Below are 22312 nucleotides of genomic sequence, written 5' to 3' on the forward strand. Positions count from 1 at the left end.
GTCAGTGCCCGACGCCACGCAGAAGAGTTAGCCCGGGGGGAGCCGAGCCCAATGAAGTCCTTCGCGTGGCTTCGCGCACGCCCGCGCACACTGGCATCCGTCGGTGTCGTGGGTGCTGTCGCCGTGACCCTGGGTACGCTCGCCTTCGTCTACGAGGGCAACCCCACGACCGAGGTCGATCTCCACGACGGCGGTGTCTGGGTCACGAAGCAGTCGAGCATGCTCGTCGGCCACTTCAACCACGAGTCGCAGGTGCTCGACGGCGGTCTGCGCACGGCGACGGCCGCCTACGACGTTCTCCAGGCCGGATCGCACGTGCTCGTCGTCGACGACAAGACCGTCACCGCCGTCGATCCCGCCCGGGTCACCCTCAGCGGCAGCACCGACCTGCCGCCGGGAGCGACGCTCGCGCTCGGGGCGGGATCGGTCGCGGTGCTCGCCCCGTCGGGACAGCTGTGGACCACCGACTTCTCGGCGGTCTCGTCGTTCGCCCCCGAGACGGTCGACCCGATCGCCGAGCTCGGCGAGGGAGCGGTGACGGCGGTCGCGACCGACGGCACGGTGTACGCGGCATCCACCGAGGATGCCCGCCTCGTCGCCTACGGACGCGCCTCCGACGGCTCCATCACCGAGTCGGGCGCGCGTGACCTCGAGGGCGTCGAGAAGGACCACCGCCTCCAGCTGACGGCCGTCGGTCACGTCGCGTTCGCGCTCGACGCCGACACCGGAACGCTGTACGGCAGCGACGGCACGCGCGTCGAGGTGCCGGCCGACGCCGTGCTGCAGCAGCCCTCGGATGCGACGGATGCCGTCACCCTCGCCACCCCCACGTCGCTCGTGCGGGTGCCGCTGGGCGGCGGTGAGCCGACCACGGTCGAGGTCGAGGGCGGGGCTGCCGGCACGGCCGCGCAGCCCGTGTTCGTCGCCGGTTGTGCGTACGGTGCCTGGTCGGGGACGGGCCAGTTCGTCCGCGACTGCCCGGGAGACGGCAACGACCGGGCGGAGGCGATCAAGGGCGTCGAAGAGACGAGTGTGCTGCAGTTCCGCGTGAACCGCGACGTCGTCGTGCTGAACGACGTCTTCGGCGGCGCGGCATGGATGGCCAGCGACAGCATGCAGCGCGTCGACAACTGGCAGGACATCACGCCGCCGGAGGGTGAAGGCGAGGAAGAAGAGGAGACCACCGAGGAGTCGGTGCAGACCACCCTTCCCGAGCGCACCGACAAGAACACCGCCCCGATCGCCAACGACGACCAGTACGGTGTCCGGCCGGGCCGCACGACCGTGCTTCCCGTGCTCGAGAACGACACGGATGCCGATGGCGACGTGCTCGTCGCGTCGGTCGAGCGCGACCCCTCGTTCGGCACGATCGAGCCGATCCACAACGGCGCGGCGCTCCAGATCACCGTCGACGACGACGCGTCCGGCTCCACGACCTTCACCTACAAGGTCGACGACGGCCGCGGCGGGGAGGACACCGCCCGCGTCACCGTCACCGTGCGCCCCCTCGACCAGAACTCGCCGCCCGTGCAGCGCCGGAAGACGTCCGTGCCGGTCGAGACGGGCGGGACGGCGTCGTACAACGTGCTCGCCGACTGGATCGACCCCGACGGCGACGACATCTTCCTCCTCGACGTCGTGCCAGACGGGGGCGACGAAGCCAACTTCACGTCCGACGGCCAGATCACCTACCGTGCGATCGGTGGCGTGCAGGGGCGGAAGGAAGTGCCGATCACGGTGTCCGACGGCACCGACCCGGGCGGCGGTGTCGCCGTCTACGACATCCGTCCGCTCGGCAGCACGCAGCCGATCACGAACGCCGACCACGTCGTCACGCGCGCGGGTCAGCCGGTGACGGTCACCCCGCTCGCGAACGACACGAGCTCGGGGAGCGAGCTCCTCCGCCTCACGCGCGTCGACGAGCTCGAAGACGCGAAGATCGTCGCGGACTTCCGCGAGAAGACGTTCACCTTCACGTCGAGCAAGGTCGGCACCCACTACGTGCAGTACCTCGTCTCGGCCGGCCCGAACTCCGTTCCGGGTCTCGTTCGCGTCGACGTGCTCCCCGACGAGGAGAACGACCTCCCTCCCGTCGCGGTGCGCGACATCGCGTTGCTCCCGAAGGGCGGCGACGTGCTCGTCAACGTCCTCGGCAACGACTCCGACCCCGGCGGCGGCATCCTCGTCGTGCAATCGGTGAGCGTCGAGCCGGGCACGGGCGTCGCCGCGGCGGTGCTCGGGCACGAGACCGTCCGCATCACCGACCAGAGCGGCCTCGACGGTCAGGTGCGGGTGTCGTACACGATCTCCAACGGGGCGGCGTCGGCCACGGGCGAGATCGTCGTCATCCCGGTGCCTGCGCCCTCTCGTCTGCGTCCGCCGGTCGCCGAGGCCGATCAGGCGGTCGTCCGCGCGGGTGACATCGTCACGATCCCCGTGCTCGAGAACGACTTCCACCCCAACGGCGACACGATGCACGTCGCCGAGGAGCTCGTGGAGACGGTCGACCCCGAGGACGGCGAGGCCTTCGTCGCCGAAGACACGGTGCGCTTCCGCGCGGGCGATGAGGCCAAGACCGTCAACCTCACCTACGACGTCGTCGATTCGACAGGACAGCGGGATGCCGGCTTCGTGCGCATCCAGATCCTCCCCCTCAACGACGAGGCCAATGCGGCACCCCGTCCGCGCGACCTGACGGCGCGCGTGCTGGGCGGCTCGAAGGTGGAGATCCCCGTGCCGCTGGACGGGATCGACGAGGACGGCGACTCCGTCGACCTCATCGGCCTCGCTTCCGCTCCCACCAAGGGCCGCATCGTCGAGACGAAGGTCGCCTCGTTCGTCTACGAGGCGTTCGAGGAGTCGGTCGGCGTCGACGCGTTCACCTACCGGGTGCGCGACCGCCTCGGCAAGGAGGCGACGGCGACGGTGCAGCTGGGCATCGCGCCGGTGGCCGCCGACAACCAGGCGCCCTACGCCGTGCGCGACTCGGTCATCATGCGTCCGGGCCGCCAGGTGGCGGTGCCCGTCCTCGACAACGACTCCGACCCCGACGGCGACCAGTTCGGATTCGCCGAGGATGCCGTCGAACTGCCCGACGGGGTCGCGGGTCTCGACGCGGAGGTGTCGGGCCGCTACCTGCTCATCACGTCTCCCGCCGAGGAGATGCAGACGAGCGTCAATTACACGATCGCCGACGAACGCGGTCTCGAAGCGACGACCTCCGTGCAGATCACGGTCGACGAGGACGTGCCGCTGATCCCGCCGATCGCCCGCGACGATCGCGTCGTCGCCGAAGACGTGACGGAGGAGGGCACCGCCGACATCGCCGTGCTCGAGAACGACGACGATCCCGACGGCACCCGGTCGGCCCTGAAGGTGTCGCTGGGCACGGGAGGCTCCGGTGCGCAGGTGCGCGCCGACGGCATCGTCCGCGTGACGCTGACCGACGAGCCGCAGCTCATCACCTACACCGTCACCGACGTCGACGACCAGACGGCATCCGCGTTCCTCCGCGTCCCCTCGCTCGACTCGCTGCCGCCGAGCCTGCTGTCGACCGAGGCGCTCGTCGTCGACAGCGGCGAGACCGTCGAACTGCCGCTTGCCGAGTACGTCCGCGCCGCCGGCGGCAAGAAGGTCGTCATCACGGAAGCCGCCAAGGCGACCGCCGCGCACTCGGACGGCGCCTCGCTCGTGAAGGACCAGACGACGCTCGTCTACACGTCGAAGGACCGCTACTTCGGTTCCGACGCGTTGACGTTCGAGGTCACCGACGGCTCCGGACCCGACGACCCCGACGGTCGCAAGGCGACCCTGACGATTCCGATCACGGTGCTCCCGCCCGAGAACCAGCCGCCGACGTTCGTCGGTGCCTCGATGTCGGTCGCGCCCGGCGAAGACGCGACCCGCCTGGGGCTGCGCGACCTGGTGACCGACCCCGACCCGGGCGACCTGGAGAACATCGTCTTCTCGCTGGCATCCGACGCGCCCGCGGGCGTCCGCGCGTCCGTCGACGGCGGTGCGCTGCTCGTCCAGGCCGATGCCGACGTGGCGAAGGGCACCACCTTCTCGCTGCAGGTGCAGGCCACCGACCAGCAGACCGAACCCGTGCAGGCATCCATCGCCGTGACCGTGACGGCGTCGACCCGCGAGCTCCCCAGCGCCAACGACGACGTGATCGATCAGGCCGACCAGGGCGCGACGGTCTCGGTTCCCGTGCTGAAGAACGACGTCAACCCCTTCCCGGACACGCCGCTGGAGATCGTCCGCGTCGAACCGGAGGCCGGCGACGTCGCACGCGTGCGGATCTCGGGATCGAACGTCGACGTGACCAGCGCCCCCGACTTCGTCGGCACGATGGTGGTGCGCTACACGGTGCAGGACAAGACCGGCGACGCCGACCGACAGGTCGAAGGACGCGTGCGCGTCACGGTGCAGGGACGCCCCGACGCGCCCGGCAAGCCCACGGTCACCGCCGTCGAGAGCCGCACCGTCGTGCTGTCGTGGACGCCGCCGATCGACAACGGCCGGCCCATCACCGGTTACACGGTCAGCTCGCTCGCCAGCGGGTACTCGAAGGAGTGCCCCTCGACGACCTGCACCCTCGACGGTCTCACCAACAACGTCGAGTACAACTTCGTCGTCACGGCGACGAACAGTGTGGGCACGTCCGACCCGTCGGTGCCGTCCGAGACCGCGCGGCCCGACCAGCGCCCCGACCAGCCCAACCCGCCGACGCTCGCGTTCGGCGACCGCAGCCTCGCCGTCTCGTGGACGGTGCCGCGCACGGAGGGGTCGCCCGTCGAGAGCTACACGCTGGAGATCTCGCCCGCGCCGCCGTCCGGCGTCGCGCAGAAGACCAACGTCACCCAGACGAGCATCACCTGGGACGGCCTCGAGAACGGTGTCGCCTACCAGGTGCGGGTCCGCGCCCACAACCGCGCCCCCGAGCCCTCGGAGTTCAGCGCCTGGTCGGCGACGGAGGTCCCCGCTCGCCAGCCCGACGCCCCCAACGCGCCCACCACCGAGCGGATCGACTCGGTCGGCACGCAGAGTCAGATGCGCGTGTCGTGGAACCAGCCGGCCAGCAACGGCGATGACATCGACAGCTACCAGCTGCGCGTCCTGCAGGGGTCGTCGGTGGTCCGCACGATCGATGTCGCGGCGGGACAGACGAGCCAGGCCGTGACCGTGGACAACTCGACCAGCTCGTACACCTTCAGCGTCCGCGCGCTGAACAAGGCCGGCTGGGGCGAGTGGAGCGCGGCGTCCGCGCCTCGTCAGGCGGCCGGCACGCCGTCGGCGCCGACCATGGGCGCGGCTTCCGCCGGCGACAACCAGGTCAGCGTCACCTGGACGGCGGGGTCGCTCAACGGCGCCAACGCCAGCCAGGTCTCCTACCAGTACTCCGTCAACAACGGCGGCTGGCGCGGTGACTGGGTCGCGGGCGGCAGCGGCGGCTCGGGCACCATCGGCAACGGCCAGGTCCCCAACAACGGCACGTACACGGTCCGCGTCCGCGCGGTGTCGTCGGTGGAGGGCGTCACGAACGAAGGCGATCCGTCGGCCGCCTCGAACCAGGTGGCGCCGTACGGGCCGATCGGCAATCCCACCGCCAGGGCGACCGCGAGCGGCACGAGCATCACCGTGTCGTGGTCGTCGCCGGCGCGCAACGGTCGCGACATCACGACCCAGATCCGCATCAACGGCGGCGGCTGGGAGACCGTGGGCGCCAGCGGCAGCCGCACTGCCGACGTCGGCTACAGCACGACGCGCACCATCGACGTGCGCACGACGGCCGCGGGCCAGACGACGACGGCATCCGACTCCGCCCGCACCCAGGACGCGCCGCCGCCGCCGCAGCCGAAGGTGTGGGTCACGCGCGGCGACCGCACGGCGAGCTGCGTCAACGGCTGCTACAAGTTCGTCGTGAACTGGGAGAACATGTCGATCGGCAACGCCGGGATGCAGTGCATGTACAGCGGCGGCGCGGTGAGCGGCACGATCCACACCGTGAACTTCAGCGGCAACGGCTCGCGCCAGATCGAGTGCTACCTCGGTGCCGACGGCTACGACGTGTGGGTCGACATCAAGGGCTGGGGCGGCGCCGTGGACACCGAGAAGAGATGGTGGCCGCGCGGCTGACGCGCCCGCCACCGCAGAGACCATCGAGAAGGACGAGAACTGATGAGCATGACTCCCGAGCAGGCCGCCTGGTTCCGCGACACGTTCGCGCGCCTGGTGGACAACGTCGATCAGGCCCTCATGGGCAAGCGCGAGGTCGTCGGCCTCGTCCTGTCGGCGATGCTGGCCGAAGGCCACGTTCTGCTGGAGGACGCCCCGGGCACGGGTAAGACGAGCCTCGCGAAGGCGCTCGCCGCGAGCGTGCAGGGTACGTCGAACCGCATCCAGTTCACCCCCGACCTGCTGCCCTCCGACGTCACCGGCGTGACGATCTACGACCAGCAGAACCACAAGTTCGAGTTCCACCGCGGCCCGGTGTTCTCCTCGATCGTGCTCGCCGACGAGATCAACCGCGCGTCGCCCAAGACGCAGTCGGCGCTCCTCGAGGTCATGGAGGAGTCGCGGGTGACCGTCGACGGCGTCGCCCACGAAGTGGGGCGTCCCTTCCTCGTCATCGCGACACAGAACCCCATCGAGCAGGCCGGGACGTACAAGCTCCCCGAGGCGCAGCTCGACCGCTTCATGGTGAAGACCTCGATCGGCTACCCGTCGCTCGCGGTCGCCGAGCGCATCCTCGCCGGAGCGGTCGACCGCAACCCGTCGGCGAACCTCCGCCCCGTCATCACGACGAAGGCGGTGGCCGACATGGCCGACCTCGCCGCCACCGTGCACATCGATCCCGCCGTCGCGCGGTTCTCGGCGCAGCTGGTCGAGGCCACGCGCGCCGACGAGGGTGCCCGCCTCGGCGTCTCGGTGCGCGGGGCGATCTCGATGATGCGCATCGCGAAGGTGTACGCCGCCGCGCAGGGCCGTCACTACGTCGTCCCCGACGACATCAAGGCGCTCGCCGTGCCGGTGTGGGCGCACCGAATGGTGCTCGACGCCGAGGCGGAGTTCTCGGGCGTGACGGCCGAGCGCATCGTCCAGAACGCGCTCGGCGCCGTGGAGGCTCCTCTCGCGAGGGCCACCGCCTGATGACCACCACCCGGGAACCGGTCGAGCCGACGCGCGCCGCGCCTCGGCGGATCGGCGCGCCCGGAACCGCCACAGCCGCAGACGCCGCGCCGACGGCATCCGCGCCGACGGCATCCGCGTCGCCGACGTTCGAGAGCGCCGAGACGCCTCGGCCAGGGCTCGCGGCATCCGCTCCGTCCCGTTGGGAGCACGCGCGAGAGGCGGCCACCGCGGTGCTCGCCGTCGCCTGGCGTCACATCGCACGCGTCGCCGCCGTCGTCCGTCCGCTCGGCTGGGTCGCCCTGGCGCTCGCGGTCGTGCTCTGGTTCGCCGCCGTCGCCTACGGCTGGTCGGAGGCGATGGTCGCGGCGGCGGTCGTCACGGCCGCCCTGGCCCTCAGCATCCCGTTCCTGTTCGGGCGCACCGCCTACGGCGTCGACCTCGACCTCACCCGCACCCGCGTGGTCGTGGGCGAGCGGGCGGTGGGTGCCCTGACGCTTACCAACGGCACCGGCCGGGCGCTCCTGCCGTCCGAGGTCGTGCTGCCGGTGGGTGCCGGCCGCGGCGTCTTCGACGTGCCGCGCCTGGCGGCGGGGGAGTCGCACGAGGAGCTCTTCGCGATCCCGACGACGGCGCGGGGTGTGCTCGCTGTCGGTCCTGTGAGCGTGCTCCGCGGCGACCCGCTGGGCCTGTTCGAGCGCACCCACGACCGCCGTCAGGCCGTCGAGCTGTTCGTGCACCCGCGCACGACGGCGCTCGACGGACTCTCGCTCGGGCAGATGCGCGACCTCGAGGGTCTTCCCGTGCAGCAGCTGGAGCGCGACGACGTGTCGTTCCACGCCCTGCGCGAGTACCAGCCGGGCGACGACCTGCGCCACGTCCACTGGAAGTCGACGGCGCGCACGGGCGATGTCATGGTGCGTCAGTACGAGCAGACCCGCCGGTCGCACTTCGTCGTGGGCCTGTCGGGACACCCCGACGACTACCGCACCGAGGCGGAGTTCGAGCTCGCGATCTCGATCGCCGGATCGGTCGGACTGCGGGCGCTTCGCGACTCTCGTGTGCTCGACGCGCGCACGCAGCACGGCGCCCTCCGCGCCGACAGCGGCCGCCGCTTCCTCGACGCGTTGGCTGCGCTCGAACCCACCCGACCGCGCGACGGCGGTGTCGTCGCGCTCGCCGGCGCGATGGCCGTCGGTGCGCCGCAGGCGGCCGTCGCGGTCCTGGTGTGCGGCTCGACGGTGGATGCCGCAGAGCTGCGGCTCGCGTGCTCGCGCCTCCCCTATGGCGTGCGCGTGCTGGCGGTCGTCGCCGACGTGCGGGTCGACGCTCCGTCGCTGCGGCGCGTGGGCGAGGCCGACGTCGTGACCGTCGGCGCTCTCGACCAGCTGGGTCGCGCCGTGCGGAAGGTGCTGTCGTGAACCGCCCCGTCGTGCGGACCGCGATCGACCTCGGGGCCATCGCGCTGCTGCTGGCGGTCGCCGTCATCGGCTTCGGCCCCACCTTCGACGGACCCCAGTACCTCGTCGCCGGGTTCGGTGCGATCATCGTCGGGCTCGCGGTGGCGTGGTTCGGTCAGTGGCTGCGCTGGGGAATCCTTCCCGTAGCCGGGGTCACCGTCGCCGTCTACTTCCTGCTGGGCGGCGCGTTGGCCCTGCCGCACACGGCGATGCTCGGGGTGATCCCGACGCTCGAGACCTGGCGGCAGCTGGCGGTCGGCACCGTGACCTCCTTCAAGGCGCTGCTGACCACGGTCCCGCCGGTCGCGGCATCCGACGGGCACCTCGTCGTGCCGTTCCTGCTCACCCTCGTCGCGGCCGTGATCGCCGGCTCGCTCGCGCTGCGGGTGCGGCCGGCCGCCTGGGCGCTGCTCCCGGCCCTCGCGCTCACCGGGCTCCAGATCCTCCTCGGCGCCGCGCAGCCGGCCGCGCCGCTCGTGCAGGGCATCGTCTTCGCCGCCGTCGCGGTCGTGTGGCTCGCGCTGCGGCAGACCTGGGATGGCGACTCGGCGGCCCAGCGCCTCGAGAACGCGGCCGCGACGCCCTCGCGTCCCCTGCGCGCGCGCCGGCTCATCGCCGGGGGTGCGGTGCTGGCCCTGGCCGCCGGGATCGGCGTCGCGACCGCCGCGTTCGGCTCCACCCCGACGCAGCGCTACATCCTGCGCGACTTCGTGGTGCCGCCGTTCGACGTGCACCAGTACCCGAGCCCGCTGCAGGCATGGCGCGGCTACATCCGCGACGATGCCGACGCGACCCTGTTCACCGCGTCCGGGCTTCCCGAAGACGCGCGCGTGCGTCTCGCGACGATGGATGCCTACAACGGCATCGTCTACAACGTGTCGGACGACGGTGCGGGCTCCTCGAGCGCGTTCACGCCGGTGCGGTCCAACATGTCGCCGACGGCGACGGGCACGCCCACGACCGTGCGGATCGCCATCGGCGACTACGCGGGCGTGTGGCTTCCCGACGTGGGCGCCGTGCGGGACATCGCCTTCGACGGCGACCGTGCCGGGGAGCTTCGACGTTCTGCGCACTTCAACGACGCGACGGGCACCGCCGTCGTGACGGCCGGTCTCCGGTCGGGCGACGCCTACACGCTGCAGACGCTCGTCTCCGAGGTGCCCAGCGATGCGGCGCTCGCCGACGCCGCGTTCGCTCCCCTCTCCATGCCCAAGCAGGAGGGCGTGCCCGAGTCGCTGTCGAAGCTCGCCGCCGAGAACCTCGGCGAGGCCGAGACCCCCATCGAGCGCGTCCGCGCCCTGCAGGACTGGCTGAGCACCGACGGCTACTTCAGCCACGGTCTCGCCGACGACGTCTTCTCACCGTCGGGGCACGGCGCCGCGCGGATCACGATGTTGTTCTCGAACGACCAGATGATCGGCGACGACGAGCAGTACGCCGTCGCGATGGCGCTCCTGGCGCGGCAGCTGGGCATGCCGGCGCGCGTCGTCATGGGCTGGTACCCGGGCGAGGACGAGACGGATGCCGGTGTGTTCACCGCCACGGGTGACAACCTGCACGCGTGGGTGGAGGTCGCCTTCGACGGCTTCGGCTGGGTGCCGTTCGATCCGACCCCCGACGAGGACAACGAGCCCAACGACCAGAACACCAAGCCGCAGGCGAACCCGAAGCCGCAGGTGCTGCAGCCTCCGCCGCCCGCGCAGGAGCCCGCCGACCTCCCGCCGACGATCGCCGACGATCGTGAGCAGGACGACGACACCGAACCGGGCGTCGACTGGCTCGGGACCGTGCTGCTGTGGGGTGGGATCGGGCTCGGCACCGTCGCCCTGCTCCTCGCGCCGTTCATCGTGCTCGGACTGATCAAGGGTGCCCGTCGCGCGCGCCGCCGCAACGCGGAGCGCACCGCCGACCGCATCTCGGGCGGATGGGACGAAATCGTCGACACCGCCGTCGACCTCCGCACGCCGGTCGTGCCCGGGGCGACGCGCGCCGAGAGCGCGACGATCGTGGGCTCGCGCTTCGAGGAGCCCCGCGTGACCACGCTGGCGACGTGGGCCGACGCCGACGTGTACGGGCCCGGCGATCCGTCGCCCGAGGACGTCGAGGCGTTCTGGCGCGAGGTGGACGCGCTCGTGGGCGGCATGCGGCAGAAAACGTCGTGGTGGCAGCGCCTCGGTGCGCGCCTGAGTCTGCGGTCCCTCCGCCGGGGACGGTCCGCATGACTGCTGTGCTCGACTCCGACACCGGACCCGACACCCGTCCGCGGGCCGAGGTGCTCCGCGAGCTGCGCGCCGCCGTCGACGTGATCGGCGGTGTGCCGCCGTTCGGGCCGCGGCCGCTCGTCACGCTCGTGTGGGACGACGGCATCCGTCACGTGGTCCGCGCGCAGACCGTCTTCGGTCGCAACCCCGGCGCCGTTCCGGGATGGGCGGCAATCGCGGTGCGCGACGAGACGCTGTCGCTGTCGCGGACGCACGTGGCGGTCGGCGGGGTCTTGGGCGCCGTGTGGCTCGCCGACACGGGTTCGATGAACGGCACGGACATCGTCCGGGACGGCGAACGGCATCGCGTGGCACCCGGTGAGCGGTGGATACTGCGCGCAGGTGACATCCTGGAGGTCGGCGATCGTCGGGTGAGCATCGAGGGGGTGTGAGCGTGGAGTCTCCCATCACGGTGGCCGTCGGCGCCGCCACCCATGCGGGGCTGCGACGGCCGGTCAACGAGGACTCCCACCTCGCCTCCGCGCCGCTCTTCCTCGTCGCCGACGGCATGGGCGGTCACGACGCGGGAGCGGCGGCGAGTGCGATCGTCGTCGACGAGTTCTCGCGCCTGGCCGGGGCGCCGAGCCTCGGCATCCAGGACGTCCGCGACGCGCTCGACCGCGCCCGCCGCCGGGTGCACGCCCTCGTCGTGGGACAACGCGCCGCCGGCACGACCCTCAGCGGCGTCGCGATCTCCGACGTGGGCGGCGCGGGCTACTGGCTCACGGTGAACGTCGGCGACTCCCGCACCTACCGCTTCTCGGGCGGCGTGCTCGAGCAGATCAGCGTCGACCACTCCGTCGTGCAGGAGCTCATCGACGCGGGCGAACTCGACGCCGTCGCCGCGGCGAGCGACCGGCGCCGCAACGAGATCACGCGGGCCATCGGTGCCGGCAGCGACGGCGAACCCGACTTCTGGCTCGTCCCGGCCGAACCGGGCGATCGCATGCTCATCTGCTCCGACGGTCTGTCGGGCGAACTGGACAGCGAACGCCTCCGGCGGGTGCTGGCCGAGACGCCCGACCCGCAAGAGGCGGCGACCCGGCTCGTCCACGAGGCGATGGTGCGCGGCGGACGAGACAACATCACGGTCGTGATCGTGGATGCCGTCGGCGTCCGCGGCCACGACGACGTTCCCGTCGACACCGCTCAGGCGGGCGGGCGCGACGAGGTCGACAGCGACACGCGTCCCACGCGGGGACGGGCGCACAGCGCGGGAGGAACCGCTCATGACTGAGGTCAGGTACGTGCCGGCGGCGCGCGACGGCTGGCGGGCGGCGGTATCCCCGCGGGCGCTCGCCGTCCTCTCGCCTGCGGTCACTCCGCAGACCGCGGAGGCCGTGTGGCGCCGGCTCGACGGCGGTGGCATCGGTGCCCTCGTCGAGGCGCTGACCGGTGCCTTCGGCACGTCGCTGACGGCCATCCCGCCGTTCGCGCTCGTCGTCGTGGAGGACGAAGACGTGCGGATCGCCGTGCGCGGTCCGTTGGATGTCGTCGTAGAGGGCGAAGCGGGAGCGGTCGAGGTATCGGGGCGCGGTGTCGCGACGTGGGCGGAGCGGCTCGTGTCGCGCCCGCATCGGGTCACGGTCGTCCCCGACGGTGAGCCGGGGTCGATCGACGAGGCCGACGCTCTCCCGCTCGCCTCGGGTGTCGTGCCCGTCTCGGGGATCGTGCTCATGCCTGGCGGTGTCGGCGTTGCGGTGGCCGCCGTGCCCGCTCCCGCGGCAGCGGTCGCGGCGCACCGCGGGGCTGCCTCGGCCGCTGAGGCCACGACGGGGTCGACCGGGGCCCGCGCGACGGGACCGGTGGAGACGGATGCCGACACCGCGGCCCCGGAGCCCCCGACCTCGGAGCCCGCGACGACGCACGGCCCCGATACGACCGGGTCGATCGAGGCCGCGGCGGGCGACACCTGGATCCCCGCGCTCACACAGGTGCCCCTCGACGAGGTGCCGCTCAACGAGGTGCCCCGCGCGAACGTACCGTCCGCGTCGGCCGATCCCGCGCCGGCCGACCCCGCGGCCGACCCCGCGCCTGCCGACGACAGCACGATCGCCACTCCCCGCACGGCGGCGGCCGCAGCCGCGGCCGCATCGCCGGACGCGGGCGGCGCATGGGCGGCCACGGTCGTCCGCGGGGCGGTGCCCGACACGAGCGCCGCGCCCGCCGGAGACCACGACGGCGCCACGATCTCCGTGGCGGAAGCCCGGGCGATGCGCGGGCAGAGCGCAGGGAGCCAGGGCGGAACGGGGAGCCAGGGCGGAACGGCATCCCCGTTCGAGCCGGTCGCCGACGTCCCCTTGCGCCGGCCCGCGACCGGGCGCGTGCGACTGTCGTCAGGCCAGGTCGTGGAACTCGAGCGCCCCGTCGTCATCGGTCGTCGCCCCCGGTCACCGCGCGCCTCCGGGGCGGAACTGCCGACGCTCATCGCGGTCGAGAGCCCCGAGGGCGACATCTCCCGCAGCCACGTGGAGATCCGTGCCGAGGGAGAGCACGTGCTCGTGACCGACCTCGCCACCACCAACGGCACCGTGCTCCGCCGCGTCGGCCAAGACCCGGTGCGCCTGCACCCGAGCGAGCCCACGATGGTCGTCACCGGCGACGTGCTCGACCTCGGCGACGGCGTCACCGTGACCTTCGAGGACCTCCCGTGAGCTCGAAGCGCACCCCCGCGCCGCCGCCGCAGCTGCCGGGCTTCACCTTCCTCGACGTGCTCGGCTCCGGCGGCTTCGCCGACGTGTACCTGTTCGAGCAGCACCTTCCGCGCCGGAAGGTCGCCGTCAAGGTGCTGCTTCCCGAGAAGATGGCGGGCGCGTCCACCGAGCAGTTCACCGCCGAGGCGAACGTCATGGCGCTCCTGTCGACGCATCCGGCGATCGTCACGATCTACCAGGCGGGAGTGTCGGAAGACCGCCGCCCCTACCTCGCGATGGAGTACTGCCCCAAACCGAACCTGCAGGTGCGCTCCCGGGCGTCGGCGCTGTCGGTGGCCGAGGCGCTGCGCATCGGCATCCAGGTCGCGGCGGCCGTCGAGACCGCGCACCGGGCCGGCATCCTGCACCGCGACATCAAACCCGCGAACATCCTCGTCACGGAGTACAACCGGCCGGCGCTCACCGACTTCGGCATCGCGACGACGGCCGGCAGTGCCGACCCCTCGTCGGGCATGTCGATCCCGTGGTCGCCGCCCGAGTCGTTCGCCGACGTGCCCGAGTTCGGCGTGCGGTCGGACGTCTGGGCGCTCGGGGCCACGGTGTTCACGCTCCTCGCGGGACGCTCGCCCTTCGAGGTGCCCGGAGCCCGCAACGGCGGCGCCGAACTCATCCAGCGGATCGAGCGCGACCCGCTGTCCCGTCTCGACCGGGCAGATGCCCCCGAGTCGTTGCAGCTCGTGCTGGAGCGGGCGATGTCGAAGCGTCCCGTCGACCGCTACGACACGGCGGTGGCATTCGCGCGGGCGCTGCAGCGCGTGCAGATCGAGCTCGCGCACGCCGTGACCCCGATCGACATCCTCGACGACGCGCCGGATGCCGACGAGGAAGACGACGACGACGGCGAACTCACGCGGGTCCGCGGCATCGTCAGCATCGACCCGCAGACCTCCCCGGCCGCCGGCCGCACGCGGGAGCGCCTCGTCGACGGGGCGCCGCTCCCGAGCACGACCACCTCGTCGGGCGCCGACGAGACCGTCGCCCGCGTCGCCGTGCCACGCTACGTCGAACCCCGCTACGCCGAACCCCGTTTTGCAGAACCTGAAGCGGCGCCGACGATCCAGCGCCCGTCGGTCCTCTCCGGCACGCCGATCTCCGCCCCTCCCGGTGGCCCGTCGATCGTCACCGGTCCGCCCGCCCCGGGCGGAGCGCCCGCGGGCGGCTTTGCCGCCGGGCCGGATGCCGTGGCATCCGGGGGTCCGACGCGTCCTCGCTCGCGGACGGGACTGTGGATCGGGCTCGCCGCGGGAGTGACGGCCGTGGTGGTGGTGGGTGCCGTGGCCGGCGCCAGCCTGCTCGCGCCGCAGCCGACGCCGTCGCCGACCGCACCGGTCGAAGTCGACCCGCAGGATCCCGTTAACGGATTCGTGCCGCCCGTCGCCGACCTCGCCGGTGAGGCCAAGGGGTCGAAGGTCGTCTTCACGTGGAGCAACCCCGATCCGGCCGACGGCGACACGTACGTCTGGTACCCGTACACGCTCGACGGTGAGGGCGCGCAGGGGCTCGTCGACACGGAGACGGTGACGGTGCCGGTCGACGAGTCGGGGCGGACGTGCATCGCCGTGACGCTGCGGCGCGCCGATGGCGCCACCGGTAACGAGCAGCGCCACTGCACCCCCTGACCCGGTCCCTCCGGTGGCTGTGGCCACCAGCCGGCCCGGCGGGAAGCGGGGTCAGGCCCCGTCCGTGTTCCGCATACAGGGGATTTCGGCCGGATCGACCGTCGCCGGGCCGCTGAGGTCCGGTTTTGCCTGTACGCGGAACGCGCGCGCCGGCGAATCCGAGGCGAAGGTGCGGCGGCCGCGCCGCGCCGGCGGGAGGCGGGGTCAGGCCCCGTCTGTGTTCCGCATACAGGCAAAACCGGCCGCATCGACCGCCGGCGGGCCGCTGAGGTGCGGTTTTGCCTGTACGCGGAACGCGCGCGGCGGCGAAGCGACGGTGGCCGTGCGGCGGTGGCGCAGCGCGCGGGCGTCAGCCGAGAAGCTCGAACGGGTGTGTCAGGCGCCACCAGGCGTCGGGGAGCGCGATGTCGTCGGAGAGCACCAGATCGGTCGTAGCGGTCTCGGTCCCCGCCGTCCACGTGAGGCTGCCGACCACCTCGCCAGCCCGACCGGTCGACAGCGGCCGCGTCACCATGTCGACCTCGATCGGGGTGTCCGACCAGGTGAAGACGGTCGCGTCGGATGCCATCAGCATCTCCGCCGACGCTCCCCACGCGGTCGTGTAATCTCCGACGGGGGTGCCCTCGCGCGCGACCTCGACGTCGTGGAAACCCGCCGAGAGCGAAGACACCAGCGCCTCGGCAGTGCTCGCGTTGTGCGTCTGCGACCCGGTGCCCAGCAGGACGCCCGTCACCGTCAGGGGGCGATCACGCCCGATCCCGACCCGCGCGGTGAACAGCAGGTTGGCGCCGGACTCGTCGAGCGTGCCGGTCTTCACACCCACGAACGAGACGCCCGCCACGGAGTCGCCCCCGACGAGCGTGTTGGCGTTGGAGCCGCTGAACCCGGGGACATCGAGGGACCGCTGGCCGACGATCTCGGCGATCGCGGGCTCCGCCATCGCGATCTCGGCGAGCGCGATGAGGTCGCGCGGTGTGCTCGTGTTGCGCGGGTCGATGCCCGACGGTTCGACCACGCGCGTGTCGTCGAGTCCGTGCTGTTCGAGCCACCGCTCGGTCGCCTCCGCGAACGACCACAGCGAGCCGTGCGCCCACACGGCGGCCGCTTCGGCGTAGTTGCTCGCCGAGACGATGAGCATCATCTGCAGCACGTCGCGCTGCGACATGGTGCTGCCGGGGCGCATGCGGGCCACGGTCGCGTTCTGCACGTAGTACTTGTCGTACAGCTTCTGCACGCCGTGGAACGTCAGCGTGGGGCCCGGATCGTCGGCGTCCTCGAGCGGGCGGGCGTCGAGCACGACGAGCGCCGTCACCAGCTTGGTGATGCTCGCCATCGGTCGCGGCTCGTCGAGGTCGGCCGCCTCCCAGATCCCGCTCGCCTCGGCGGGGAGGAACTCCTCACCGCCCGCGACGCTCACCGCCCAGCCGCCGGACCACGGGAGCTCCAGTTCGGCGGCGGCGGGCATGTCGACCGCCGGCACCCGAGTGGATGCCACGGGCAGCGCGATCGGGGTCGACAGCGCCCACACGGTGTAGCCGCCCACGAGCGCGACGATCACGAGCGCGGCCACTCCCGCGGCGATCCAGCCACGCCGGCGTCGGCGTCGACGCTCGGGGCGCGCGCCGCCCCCGTCGGCCTCGGCGGCGGGCTCGCTCAGCAGGTCCGCGAAGTCGTCGAGTGCGTCGCGCATGTCACTGCCGGCCGTGGCCCAGCACCTTCACGATGACGCCGCGCCGACGGAGCTCCGTGACGGTGCGGGTCTCTTCGTCGACGTCGCGCCCGAGGGCGTGCTTGTCGGCGACCACGACGACGTCGCCGGACTCCAGGCGGCCGAACAGGCGGGTGAGGCGCTCCGACCAGCTTTCACCGGTTTCGGGCGCAGGATGCCGGAAGCCTTCGATGGGCACACCGAACTGGGCGAGGGCATCGCGCTGTGCGATGACGCTCGGGAGGTCGTCGCGGGCGACGACGAGACCGACCAGGCGCGACCCCGCGGGACGGGCGGCCCACCAGTCGGCGCCGGAGATGATGACGGGTACTGCTTCGGTGGTCGCGGGCAGCGACACCGACTCGGCGTAGTCGGCGGGGGCGCGGTCGGCGGTCGTCATCGTCGCTCCTTTCGGCGGATGCTCCATCCTCGCAGGTCGGCGGTCGCGGCGGCTGCCGTCGATGCCGGTCAGTCCCCCTCGCGCAGCCGAAGCTCGATGCTGAGCTGGTCGGCGTCGAGCTGTGCGAGCGCGTGGCGGAGGGTGCGGGTGCTGAACGCGCCGCCGGAGCTGAGGGCCGTCAGGCGCTCGCGCATGACGTCGATCATCGCGAGCCGCAGTTCGAGCACGTCGGTCATCACGGCGCTCGTCTCTTCCGACGGCGTCTGCGTGTACCGGATGCCGACCTTGTCGAGGACGTCGGAGTGGAAGGGGGAGCCGTCGCGCCGGCGCAGCTCGTGACTCTGGAGCGCGTCGGCGGCGGCGTCCCGCAGCTCTTCGTCGATGCGCGCCTGCTCCCCGGCATCCACGCTGCCGTCGCCGGTCTTCTCCAGCTTTACGAGCCGGACGACCCACGGCAGGGTGAAGCCCTGCAGCATGAGGCTGACGAGAGCGACGACGAAGGCGATGTAGACGAGCTCGGGCCGCGTCTCGACGCTCTGCGGGATCGTCTGGGCGGCGGCGAGGGTGACGACTCCCCGCATCCCCGCCCACACGATGATGGTGCCGTGCTTCCACCCGAGTGGCGACGCCTGGTAGTAGTCGAAGTCGGCGAGGGCGCGCGAGACCCGCTCGCGCATCGACGTGAGCCGCCGCTGCCGCGCCTCGGGGCTCGCGAGCCGTCGAGCCGCGCGCCCGCGCGTCCGGCCACGCCCTCTCCCGGCGGAGGCGGGCGTGTCCGGCCATCCCGATGCCTCGATCTGGTCGAGCCGGGCGTCCATCGCCTCGAACTGCGAGCGGTTCATCCGTCGCGCGCGACCTCGTCCGACCCACAGCAGGAACGACACGTACGCGGTGCGCACGAGGAGCACGATCAGCAGCGCCGCCAGGGCGACCACGGTGGGCAGGGCGATGCCCTCGTGCCGGTTGATCACGTCGGTGACGATCTGCTTCAGCTCGAGGCCCATGATGAGGAAGATCCCGCCCTCGAGCACGAGTTCCACGGTGCGCCAGTTCACCTCGTCGGAGAGCCGCTGCTCGGGGGTGAACCACTTCTGCGCGCCCTGCCCGGCGACGATCCCCGCGACGACGGATGCCACGAGCCCCGACCCGCCGAGGTGCTCCGTCGGCAGGTACGCCAGGAACGGCACGGTGAATCCGATCGCGGTGCTGGCCGCCGACGTTCCCACCCACGACCGCAGGCGCATCGCGAGGACACCGATGAGGCCGCCGACGACGACGGCGACGACGACGCCCCACGCGAAGCTCCCGACCGCCGACCCCACCGAGAACGAGCCGGCGGCCACGGCGAGCAGGGCCGTCCGCAGCAGCACGAGCGCCGTCGCGTCGTTGAGGAGACTCTCACCCTCGAGCATCGTCGTCACCCGCGGCGAGATGCCGAGGCGCTTCGCGATGCCGGTGGCCACGGCATCCGTGGGGCTGAGGATCGCCCCGAGCGCGACGCCGAGGGCGAAGCCGACGCCGGGGAGCACCATCGAGAAGAACCAGCCGAGCACGAGGGCCGTGACGACGACGAGCACGATCGCGAGCCCCGCGATGGGGGTGAAGTCGCGGCGGAACTCGATCGCGGGAAGCCGCACCGCCGAGGCGTAGAGGAGCGGCGGGAGCACGCCCACGAGGATCAGTTCGGGGTCGATCTCGGGAACATCGACGAACGGCAGGAGGCCCACGCCGAGGCCGAGGGTGACGAGGAGCAGCGCGCCGGCGACGCCCAGCTTCTGGGCGAGGGCGGTCACGACGGCGACGGCGACCACGCCGACGAGGATGACGAGCAGCAACTCCACGATCGTGAGACTACCGTCGGGGGTCAGAGCAGGCCGAGCCCCCGCACGGCATCCCGCTCGGCGGCGAGTTCCGCGACCGACGCGTCGAGGAGGCGCCGTCCGCGCTCATCGAGGTCGAGCCCTTCGACGATGCGGTAGCCCGAGCCGTCGCTCGTGACGGGGAACGACGACACGAGTCCTTCCGGAACGCCGTACTCGCCGCGGGAGACGAGCGCCGCCGAGGTCCAGGCGGTGCCGTGTACGGCATCCCTCACGTGGGAGATCGCGGCATTGGCCGCCGAAGCCGCCGACGACGAGCCGCGCACCGCGATGATCTCGGCCCCCCGCTTCGCGACGCGGGGGATGAACTCGCCGTCGAGCCAGGCCGTCGCCGCCTCGATCCCCCCGAACCGCTCGGCGAGCGCGTCGATGACGGGCCGCCCTCCGACGGTCGCGTGGGCGACGTCGGGGAACTGGGTCGCGGAGTGGTTGCCCCAGATCGTGACGCCGTGGATGTCCGCGACGGATGCCGACAGCGTCGCCGCCAGCTGGCCGACGGCCCGGTCGTGATCGAGGCGCGTGAGGGCGGCGAAGCGCTCGGGCGGGATGTCGGGCGCGGAGGCCGCGGCGATGAGGGCGTTCGTGTTCGCGGGGTTCCCGACGACGAGCACCTGCACGTCGTCGGCGGCGACGGCGTTCAGCGCCGCACCCTGGGGGCCGAAGATGCCGGCGTTCGCGGCGAGGAGGTCGCCGCGTTCCATACCGGCCGTCCGTGGGCGGGCGCCGACGAGGAGGGCCACGTTCGCGCCGTCGAACGCCGTGCGGGGATCGTCGGTGATGTCGACGCCGTGCAGCAGGGGGAAGGCGCCGTCCTGCAGTTCGAGCGCCGTGCCCTCGGCCGCCGCGATCCCCTGCGGGATCTCCAGCAGCTTCAGCCGCACGGGCCGGTCGGGGCCGAGCATCGCGCCCGACGCGATGCGGAAGAGCAGGGCGTAGCCGATCTGCCCGCCGGCTCCGGTGACGGCCACCGTCGTCACTGCGTCGTCGGCGGCCGCGATGTTCCCTGGATTCGTCGAGGGCTCCATGCCCCGAGCCTATGCCCGCGGCGCCGGGGTGCGGGGTACGGTGAACGGCATGACCTTCAACAGCAACGCCCAGGTCGGTCAGACGACCGCTCGACGACGGGGTCGGGGCGCCGTGGTGGCCGGTGGGGCCGGTGTGGCGGGGCTGGGCGGGCTCGCCCTCCTGCTGCTGAGCCTGTTCACGGGCAACGACTTGACGGGACTGCTGGGCGGTCCCGGCGATTCCGCCCAGCCCGGCACCGAGACGGTCATCGAGAACTGCGAGACCGGCGCGGATGCCAACGCGAACGACGACTGCCGCCTCGTGCTCGGCCAGCAGGCGCTCGACTCGTACTGGGAGGGACAGGTCGAGGGCTACCGCGCTCCGCAGCTCATCATCGTCGACCAGCAGACCTCCACCGCGTGCGGCACGGCGTCGAACGCGACCGGACCCTTCTACTGCCCGCCGGAGCAGACGATCTACGTCGACCCGACGTTCTTCGGCATCCTGCGCGACCAGTACGGCGCGCAGGCGGGGAGCCTCGCGCAGCTGTACGTGCTCGCCCACGAGTACGGTCACCACATCCAGCAGCTCATCGGCGTGTTCGACCAGTACCCCGCCAACGGTTCGGGTCCGACGAGCAACGGCGTGCGCACCGAGCTGCAGGCCGACTGCTTCGCCGGCGCCTGGGTCGACGCGATGTCGAAGCAGAAGGATGCCAACGGCGTCCCCTACCTGAAGCCGCCGACCGACGCGGAGCTCCGCGACGCCCTGAACGCCGCCGCGACCGTCGGCGACGACCACATCCAGGAGCAGTCGACCGGGCGCGTGAACCCCGAGAGCTGGACCCACGGGTCGAGCGAGCAGCGCCAGCGCTGGTTCACGCGCGGCTACCAGGAGGGCCCCGAGCAGTGCGACACGTTCTCGGGGAACGACCTGTGAGCACGCCCCTCGACGACATCCTCTACCCGCCGATCGAACCCTTCGAGACGGGGGAGCTGCTCGTGGGCGACGGTCAGCGCGTGTACTGGGAGCAGTCCGGCAACCCCGACGGCAAACCGGTCGTGTTCCTCCACGGCGGACCGGGCGCGGGCACCTCGACCTGGCACCGCCGCTTCTTCGACCCGGAGCGCTACCGCATCATCCTGTTCGACCAGCGCGGCTGCGGTCGCAGCACCCCGCACGCCAGCGCCCCCGACGCCGACCTGCGCTTCAACACGACCTGGCACCTCGTCGCCGACATCGAGCTCCTGCGCCGCAATCTCGGCATCGAGAAGTGGCAGGTCTTCGGCGGCTCGTGGGGGAGCGCGCTCGCGCTCGCGTACGCGGAGTCGTACCCGGATGCCGTCAGCGAACTCGTGCTGCGCGGCATCTTCACGTTGCGCCGTCACGAGCTCGAGTGGTTCTACGAGGGCGGTGCTTCGGCGCTGTTCCCCGACCTGTGGGAGGCGTTCCTCGCACCGATCCCGGTGCTGGAGCGCTCCCGCATGATCGAGGCGTACCACCGCCGGCTCACCGACCCCGATCCGGCCGTCCACCGGCCCGCCGGGGTCGCATGGACCACGTGGGAGGCGTCGACGCTGACTCTGCTCCCCGATCCCGACCTCGTGGCGTCGATGGCGGCCCCCGACGCGGCGGTCGCCTTCGCCCGCATCGAGAACCACTACTTCGTGCATGGCGGCTGGTTCCGTGAGGGGCAGCTGATCGAGGATGCCGGGCGCCTCCGCCACATCCCGGCGGTCATCGTGCAGGGCCGCTACGACGTGTGCACGCCCGTCATGACGGCGTGGGATCTGCACCGCGCATGGCCGGAGGCGGAGCTGGTGATCGTGCCCGACGCGTCGCATTCGGCATCCGAACCGGGCATCGCCGCCGCTCTCCGCGCCGCGACCGACCGTTTCGCCGCCGCCCCCGTCGACTGACCCCGCGGGTCGCCGAGCGAGCGAGCACCCCCGATCGTTGAGCGAGCGCAGCGAGACGAAACGGCGTTCCGCAGGGGGTGCGGCGTTTCGTCTCGTCGCTGCGCTCCTCGCTCAACGACCGGTGGGCGGGTCGGCATCCGCGGTCGTTGAGCAAGCGCAGCGAGACGAAACGGCGTTCCGCAGGGGGTGCGGCGTTTCGTCTCGTCGCTGCG

General features: G+C 72.2%; 14 protein-coding genes. 10 read left to right on the top strand and 4 right to left on the bottom strand.

Translation table 11 applies throughout. The features are described 5' to 3' along the window. Positions 1 to 51: 51 nt before the first annotated feature. The 8 genes from P0Y48_12920 to P0Y48_12955 are packed head-to-tail and all read left to right on the top strand — an operon-like array spanning position 52 to position 15188. Positions 52 to 6141: an Ig-like domain-containing protein gene (locus P0Y48_12920; protein WEK13346.1), complete on the top strand. Its 6090-nt coding sequence runs from the start codon at positions 52 to 54 to the stop codon at positions 6139 to 6141. Positions 6142 to 6183: 42 nt separating this feature from the next. Then, a complete protein-coding gene (locus P0Y48_12925; protein WEK13347.1) occupies positions 6184 to 7155 on the top strand; it encodes a MoxR family ATPase in 972 nt (323 codons plus the stop codon). After that, positions 7155 to 8555: a DUF58 domain-containing protein gene (locus P0Y48_12930; GenBank protein ID WEK13348.1), complete on the top strand. Its 1401-nt coding sequence runs from the start codon at positions 7155 to 7157 to the stop codon at positions 8553 to 8555. The genes P0Y48_12925 and P0Y48_12930 overlap by 1 nt, the downstream gene beginning before the upstream one ends. Next, positions 8552 to 10816 carry a transglutaminase-like domain-containing protein gene (locus P0Y48_12935; GenBank protein ID WEK13349.1) on the top strand — a complete coding sequence of 755 codons (2265 nt, stop codon included), beginning with the start codon at positions 8552 to 8554 and terminating at the stop codon, positions 10814 to 10816. The genes P0Y48_12930 and P0Y48_12935 overlap by 4 nt, the downstream gene beginning before the upstream one ends. Further along, positions 10813 to 11247, top strand: coding sequence for an FHA domain-containing protein (locus P0Y48_12940; protein WEK13350.1), 435 nt, complete (start codon positions 10813 to 10815; stop codon positions 11245 to 11247). The genes P0Y48_12935 and P0Y48_12940 overlap by 4 nt, the downstream gene beginning before the upstream one ends. Positions 11248 to 11249: 2 nt before the next feature. Beyond that, positions 11250 to 12092, top strand: coding sequence for a protein phosphatase 2C domain-containing protein (locus P0Y48_12945; protein ID WEK13351.1), 843 nt, complete (start codon positions 11250 to 11252; stop codon positions 12090 to 12092). Then, positions 12085 to 13509: an FHA domain-containing protein gene (locus P0Y48_12950; protein ID WEK13352.1), complete on the top strand. Its 1425-nt coding sequence runs from the start codon at positions 12085 to 12087 to the stop codon at positions 13507 to 13509. Before P0Y48_12945 ends, P0Y48_12950 begins: the two co-directional genes overlap by 8 nt. Continuing rightward, positions 13506 to 15188, top strand: a complete 1683-nt coding sequence (locus P0Y48_12955) for a serine/threonine-protein kinase (GenBank protein ID WEK13353.1) — start codon at positions 13506 to 13508, stop codon at positions 15186 to 15188. The genes P0Y48_12950 and P0Y48_12955 overlap by 4 nt, the downstream gene beginning before the upstream one ends. A 349-nt stretch (positions 15189 to 15537) precedes the next feature. Here the strand turns inward: P0Y48_12955 and P0Y48_12960 are convergent, their stop codons facing one another. The 4 genes from P0Y48_12960 to P0Y48_12975 all read right to left on the bottom strand — a co-directional run bounded on the left by P0Y48_12960 (position 15538) and on the right by P0Y48_12975 (position 20201). After that, on the bottom strand, positions 15538 to 16878 hold the full coding sequence (locus P0Y48_12960; protein ID WEK13354.1) for a D-alanyl-D-alanine carboxypeptidase: 1341 nt from the start codon (positions 16876 to 16878) through the stop codon (positions 15538 to 15540). A 1-nt stretch (position 16879) separates the two neighbouring features. Further along, the gene (locus P0Y48_12965) at positions 16880 to 17296 is read right to left on the bottom strand and encodes a recombinase family protein (GenBank protein ID WEK13355.1); all 417 of its coding nucleotides are present in this window, start codon (positions 17294 to 17296) and stop codon (positions 16880 to 16882) included. Positions 17297 to 17364: 68 nt separating this feature from the next. Beyond that, positions 17365 to 19137 (bottom strand): sodium:proton antiporter, encoded by a 1773-nt coding sequence (locus P0Y48_12970; GenBank protein ID WEK13356.1) that lies wholly within the window; start codon positions 19135 to 19137, stop codon positions 17365 to 17367. A 23-nt stretch (positions 19138 to 19160) separates the two neighbouring features. Beyond that, entirely contained in the window at positions 19161 to 20201 is a 1041-nt protein-coding gene (locus P0Y48_12975) for a malate dehydrogenase (GenBank protein WEK13357.1), read from the bottom strand. A 49-nt stretch (positions 20202 to 20250) separates the two neighbouring features. Here P0Y48_12975 and P0Y48_12980 point away from each other — a divergent pair, with 49 nt between their 5' ends. Further along, on the top strand, positions 20251 to 21120 hold the full coding sequence (locus P0Y48_12980) for a neutral zinc metallopeptidase (GenBank protein WEK13358.1): 870 nt from the start codon (positions 20251 to 20253) through the stop codon (positions 21118 to 21120). Next, positions 21117 to 22100, top strand: coding sequence for a prolyl aminopeptidase (pip, locus tag P0Y48_12985; protein WEK13359.1), 984 nt, complete (start codon positions 21117 to 21119; stop codon positions 22098 to 22100). The genes P0Y48_12980 and pip overlap by 4 nt, the downstream gene beginning before the upstream one ends. The last annotated feature ends 212 nt before the right edge of the window (positions 22101 to 22312 follow it).

This window comes from Candidatus Microbacterium phytovorans (assembly GCA_029202445.1).
GTDB lineage: Bacteria > Actinomycetota > Actinomycetes > Actinomycetales > Microbacteriaceae > Microbacterium > Microbacterium phytovorans.

Coding starts and splice junctions, on each gene's coding strand:
- P0Y48_12920 (WEK13346.1), top strand. CDS start 52: ATGAAGTCCTTCGCGTGGCTTCGCGCACGCCCGCGCACACTGGCATCC.
- P0Y48_12940 (WEK13350.1), top strand. CDS start 10,813: ATGACTGCTGTGCTCGACTCCGACACCGGACCCGACACCCGTCCGCGG.
- P0Y48_12930 (WEK13348.1), top strand. CDS start 7,155: ATGACCACCACCCGGGAACCGGTCGAGCCGACGCGCGCCGCGCCTCGG.
- P0Y48_12960 (WEK13354.1), bottom strand. CDS start 16,878: ATGCGCGACGCACTCGACGACTTCGCGGACCTGCTGAGCGAGCCCGCC.
- P0Y48_12980 (WEK13358.1), top strand. CDS start 20,251: ATGACCTTCAACAGCAACGCCCAGGTCGGTCAGACGACCGCTCGACGA.
- P0Y48_12975 (WEK13357.1), bottom strand. CDS start 20,201: ATGGAGCCCTCGACGAATCCAGGGAACATCGCGGCCGCCGACGACGCA.
- P0Y48_12925 (WEK13347.1), top strand. CDS start 6,184: ATGAGCATGACTCCCGAGCAGGCCGCCTGGTTCCGCGACACGTTCGCG.
- P0Y48_12950 (WEK13352.1), top strand. CDS start 12,085: ATGACTGAGGTCAGGTACGTGCCGGCGGCGCGCGACGGCTGGCGGGCG.
- P0Y48_12965 (WEK13355.1), bottom strand. CDS start 17,296: ATGACGACCGCCGACCGCGCCCCCGCCGACTACGCCGAGTCGGTGTCG.